Annotated in this window: 3 protein-coding genes; all 3 read left to right on the forward strand. The window is 70.0% G+C overall.

What is annotated here, in order from left to right; translation table 11 throughout:
• The coding region (locus tag G6023_RS04275) for a TM0106 family RecB-like putative nuclease (protein ID WP_182634177.1) at positions 1-724 on the forward strand (724 nt) is incomplete at its 5' end.
• 138 nt (positions 725-862) lie between these two features.
• A complete protein-coding gene (locus tag G6023_RS04280) occupies positions 863-1,414 on the forward strand; it encodes a hypothetical protein (RefSeq protein WP_067714898.1) in 552 nt (183 codons plus the stop codon).
• A 342-nt stretch (positions 1,415-1,756) separates the two neighbouring features.
• A partial coding sequence (locus G6023_RS04285) for a hypothetical protein (protein ID WP_206680975.1) occupies positions 1,757-2,160 on the forward strand: 404 nt, incomplete at its 3' end.

Consider the following 2,160-nt stretch of genomic DNA (forward strand, 5'->3'; position numbering starts at 1 on the left):
GGACGCGGTCCTGCGGGCGAGGGCACACCGCGACGGTGAGGTGGTGGTTCCCAAGGTGGCGCGGCCGAGCATTCCGCGTGCGGATATCGAGGTGGACGTCGACCTGGAGAGTCACCTCGACGACGGCGCCTATCTGTGGGGGACCCTGCTCACGCTGAGGGACGGGCGGCGCCTGGAGGCCGAGGGCTACAGGCCGTTCGCCACCTGGGCGCGGTTGCCGGATCCGGACGAGGGGCGTTCGTTCGCGGAGTTCTGGCGTTGGCTCACCGGCATCCGCGACAGGGCGGCAGGTCAGGGCCGGTCGTTCCGGGCCTACTGCTATTCACGGTCCGCGGAGAACGGGTGGATGCTCTCGTCGGCCGGCAGGTTCGGGCCGGAGGGCACCCTCGCCGTCGTCAAGGGGGTTCCCTCCGTCGCCGAGGTCCGGCGCTTCATCTCCTCCCCGCTCTGGGTGGACGTCCACGAGGCGGTCACCACCCAGTTCGTCTCCACCTCGGGCCTCGGGCTGAAGGTGGTCGCCCCGGCCGCCGGGTTCGCGTGGCGAGATCCCGAGGCCTGCGGCGAGGCCTCGCTCGGGTGGTACCGCGACGCGCAGGCGGCGAGGGGCGTCGAGCGGGATGCCGGCCGGAACCGCATCCTCACCTACAACGAGGACGACGTCCGGGCCACTCGCGCTGTGCGGGAGTGGATCTCCCGCTCGAGCTGGGGCGGCCACCAGCTCTGAACGTATGTCTACTTCGGCGTTGGACCCCTCATGCGCGGGCATTCTCCCGGTGGTCGCGCGGGGTGTTCACGGCGAAATAATAAGAATTGTTAAGTATCGCCGAAGTGTCGGCGTTTCTCCCGAAAGGAATACTGACTTATGACGAGGCACATCCGCGCCGCCGCGGCCCTTGGCGTCTCCGCGCTCGCCCTGTCCGGTGGAGTGGGGCTGGCGCACGCTCAGTCCTCCGCCCTCGGCTCGGCCGAGGAGGAAACGGGGGTCGTCGACCCCGGACTGATCGACACCTCGGGCTCCGCGCTGCTCGACGAGCCGACTTTCGGCAGCCTCGCCCCGGTCGTGTCGCAGGGCGTGGGCTCGGTCAACGAGGCAACGGGTTCCGACGCAGTGAGTCCCGCGCCGGGTACCGGGTCGGTGGACACCACCGGTTCCGTCTTCGGTGAGCCCACCTCGGGGTCGCTGACGCCGGCCGTGGCGTCGGTGGGCGGCGCACTGGGCTCCGGTGAGGGTCCGGCGATCGTCATCGGCTCCGATGGCGGTACGGATTCGCTCGGAGTATCCGGTTCGCTCGGGCCGGTGCTGCTGATCGGCGGTTCCGCCGCCGTCATCGGGGCGGGCATCTACTTCGCGCCGCAGATCGAGCAGGCGCTGGCGGACGCCGGCATCGTCCTCCCGCCATTGCCGGTTATCTGATCGCAGTCGGCGAGGTCCAGCGGGGCCCGCTTCCCGTGCCACGAGGCCCGCACCCTGGATCGAAGGGGGCGGGCCTCGGGGCTCCCCGCGCGGGTGCCCCGGGGCGACGCTGGGGCATGGGTGGCCACACGGCAAGGGGTCGAGCGCCTTTCAGAACCCCTTACTAACTCAGATCTAACTGAGTTCTCACCGTTCATCGCCTGAATTCGTGGCTAGGGTGGGGAACGGACGGATGAACCTCGGTCTCGTAACGCTGTTCTCACGTCTCACAGACCCCAACCCCGGGGTGGGTCGGCCACGAGCCTCTGCGCCTGGGAGCCCCTTTCCACACGAGGAGACGCAATGACGTTCACCACCCGCAAAGCCGCTGCGGTCGCGGCCGCCGCTGCCCTGGCCATTTCGGGCGCCACCGGCGTCGCCAACGCGCAGGGCTCCGAGGAACTCGGAACTCTGTCCTCGGACGTGATCGGCTCCGCCGGATCGTCGGAGCTGAGCTCGGGCGGCGGTTCCGTCCCCGAGAACCTGGGTTCGCTCATCCTGGATGCCAACGCCACCGGCGAGGGATCCCTCGACACGTCGGGTTCGGCGCTGCTCGGTGAGCCCTCCACCGGTTCGCTCGCGCCGCTAGCCGGTTCCGTCTCCGAGGCCACCGGTTCGGTCGACATCCTCACCCCGGCCGAGGGCACCGGCTCGGTCGACACCTCGGGCTCGGCGCTGCTAGGTGAGCCGACCACCGGCTCGCTCGT

Source organism: Dietzia sp. DQ11-71, from assembly GCF_014144995.1.
In the GTDB taxonomy this organism is placed as follows: domain Bacteria; phylum Actinomycetota; class Actinomycetes; order Mycobacteriales; family Mycobacteriaceae; genus Dietzia; species Dietzia kunjamensis.